Source organism: Geobacillus sp. ZGt-1, assembly GCF_001026865.1.
In the GTDB taxonomy this organism is placed as follows: Bacteria; Bacillota; Bacilli; order Bacillales; family Anoxybacillaceae; genus Geobacillus; species Geobacillus thermoleovorans.
In genome coordinates this window covers 1-2,682 of the sequence record NZ_LDPD01000052.1, presented here as the reverse complement: position 1 = coordinate 2,682, position 2,682 = coordinate 1, and the positions used below count along the sequence as shown (strand labels likewise).

At 53.8% G+C, this 2,682-nt stretch carries 2 protein-coding genes and 1 pseudogene; all 3 read right to left on the bottom strand.

The features are described from left to right. A partial coding sequence (locus tag VU18_RS15420; protein ID WP_047758430.1) for an ABC transporter ATP-binding protein occupies window positions 1-575 on the bottom strand: 575 nt, incomplete at its 3' end. Between the two features lie 321 nt (window positions 576-896). Continuing rightward, the gene (gene glpK, locus VU18_RS15415; RefSeq protein ID WP_013523471.1) at window positions 897-2,387 is read right to left on the bottom strand and encodes a glycerol kinase GlpK; all 1,491 of its coding nucleotides are present in this window, start codon (window positions 2,385-2,387) and stop codon (window positions 897-899) included. Between the two features lie 49 nt (window positions 2,388-2,436). After that, a pseudogene (locus VU18_RS15410) lies at window positions 2,437-2,682 on the bottom strand (aquaporin); the annotation flags it as partial.

Here is a 2,682-nt window from a genome sequence, read left to right as displayed (position 1 = left end):
TGAATCGTCACATCAAGCGCCGTTGTCGGTTCATCGGCGATGAGCAGGGCGGGCTCGCAGGCGATGGCGATCGCGATGACGACCCGCTGCCGCATCCCCCCGGACAACTCGTGCGGATAACGGTGGTACACCTTTTCCGGCTCCGGAATGCCGACTTTGCGAAGCAAGACGATCGTTCGCTTCTTTTTTTCGGCTGCTGACAGCCGCAGATGGTAATCCATGCTTTCTTCGATCTGCCGGCCGACCGTCATGAGCGGATTGAGCGCCGTTAACGGATCCTGAAAGATCATCCCGATTTCTTTGCCGCGGATGCGATTGAGTTCGGCAACGGAGAGCGACAGCAAATTTGTCCCTTTAAAGTGCAGGCGCCCCTCAATTTTTGTCTTTTCGGGCGGGTGGAGACCCATGATCGACAAAGCGAGTGCGCTTTTGCCGCAACCCGACTCCCCGACGAGAGCGACGACTTCGTTCTCTCCGATCGCCAGCGAAACGTCGTCGACCGCCGCATAATAGTCATCACCGATGCGGAAAGAGACTCGCAGCTCCTCAATTTCCAATAACGTTTGCTTTGCCAATGTGTCCTTCTCCCTTTTGTTAGTATTACTAAATTTTAGACTATATATAATATTCAGATAATATTCTATCATTTTTTTTCGTAAATTCAATATTTATAGAAAAAATATCAGTAAATTTTTTGATTCCTTTCCAGTCTTATACCTCATAGAAAAACATGACTGTGAACTACAGCTCAGTTTCAACCACTATTTTTTGGACAATAAATAAGCAGATGCTCCACGAAAGGAACATCTGCCTAAGCAATGAACAAAAAAGTGGAAAAGGACACAGCTTGACCGCGGCCGCCCATTCACGATCGATTATTGCTTTGTTCCCTATAGTTATTTAAACGCCATCGCCGCCCGCACCGCTTTTTTCCAGCCATCGTAGAGCATCGTTCGCTTGTCGTCATCCATCTTCGGCTCAAACCGGCGCTCGAGCTGCCATTGGGCGGCGATGTCATCTCGGCTGTTCCAGTAGCCGACCGCCAGCCCGGCCAAATACGCCGCACCCAAGGCCGTCGTTTCATTCACAACCGGACGTTCGACCGGAACGGCAAGCAAATCGCTCTGGAATTGCATAAGGAAATTGTTTTTCACCGCCCCGCCGTCAACGCGCAACGTGGTCAGCGAGATGCCGGAATCGGCTTCCATGGCGGCGAGCACATCTTTTGTCTGGTAAGCGAGCGATTCCAAGGTGGCCCGGATGAAATGCTCTTTCGTTGTGCCGCGCGTGAGGCCAAACACCGCCCCGCGCACCTCGCTGTCCCAATACGGCGTGCCAAGCCCGACGAACGCCGGTACGACATACACCCCGTCGGTCGACTCGACTTTTTCGGCGTACGCTTCGCTGTCAGCCGCCGTTTTGATCATCCGCAAGCCGTCGCGCAGCCATTGAATGGCCGAACCGGCGACGAAAATGCTGCCTTCAAGGGCGTATTCAACCTTGCCGTCAATTCCCCAGGCGATCGTTGTGAGCAGCCCGTGTTTCGATTGCACCGCTTTTTCCCCCGTATTCATCAGCATAAAGCAGCCGGTGCCGTACGTATTTTTCGCCATCCCTTCCGTAAAGCACGCCTGGCCGAACAAAGCCGCCTGCTGGTCGCCCGCGGCTCCCGCGATCGGCACCTCCACGCCGAAGAAATGATGCGGAACCGTTTTCGCGTATACTTCCGAGGACGGGCGCACCTCAGGAAGCATCGCCTTTGGCACGTTTAAAATCGCAAGCAGCTCGTCATCCCACTCGAGCGTATGAATGTTAAACATTAATGTGCGCGACGCGTTCGAGTAATCGGTTACATGGGCGCGGCCGCCGGACAGCTTCCAAATGAGCCACGTATCAATCGTGCCAAAGAGCAACTCTCCTCGCTCCGCCCGTTCGCGCGCCCCCTCGACATGGTCCAAAATCCATTTCACTTTTGTCCCGGAAAAATAGGCGTCAATAAGCAAGCCGGTTTTTTCGCGGAATAGCGGGTCATACCCTTTCGCTTTCAGTTCATCGCAAATGCCGGCCGTCTGCCGCGACTGCCAGACGATGGCGTTGTAAATCGGGTTGCCGGTGTCTTTCTCCCACACAACCGTCGTTTCCCGCTGGTTCGTAATGCCGATCGCCGCCACTTGTTCCGGCTTCACTTGCGCCTCGGACAAGACGCTGGCAATGACCGCAAGCACCGATCCCCAAATTTCATTGGCGTTGTGCTCGACCCAGCCGGGCTGCGGAAAATATTGCGTAAACTCTTTTTGCGCCATATGGACGATTTCGCCCTTTTGATTGAACAAAATCGCGCGCGAACTCGTTGTGCCTTGGTCGATGGCTAAAATGTATTGATTCATGACATTCTTCCCCCTTCACCTTTATTTGCTTACAAACCCGGTACGCCAACTAGAGAGAACGGCGGCTTGCGGCGCTGGTTGTTTTTCCTTTTGCCATCTTCGCCGCCGCCAAAACGACTGCGGTTGCCGCCAGCACTCCCCATAATGCGCCTGTCGGTTTTCCCAAGAAAACGGCTTTATAGACCAAACTGCCTAACGCGCCGCCAAGCAGCGGTCCGACGATCGGCACCCACGCATACGCCCAATTCGATGACCCTTTCCCTGGGATTGGCAACAAAAAGTGGGCTAAGCGAGG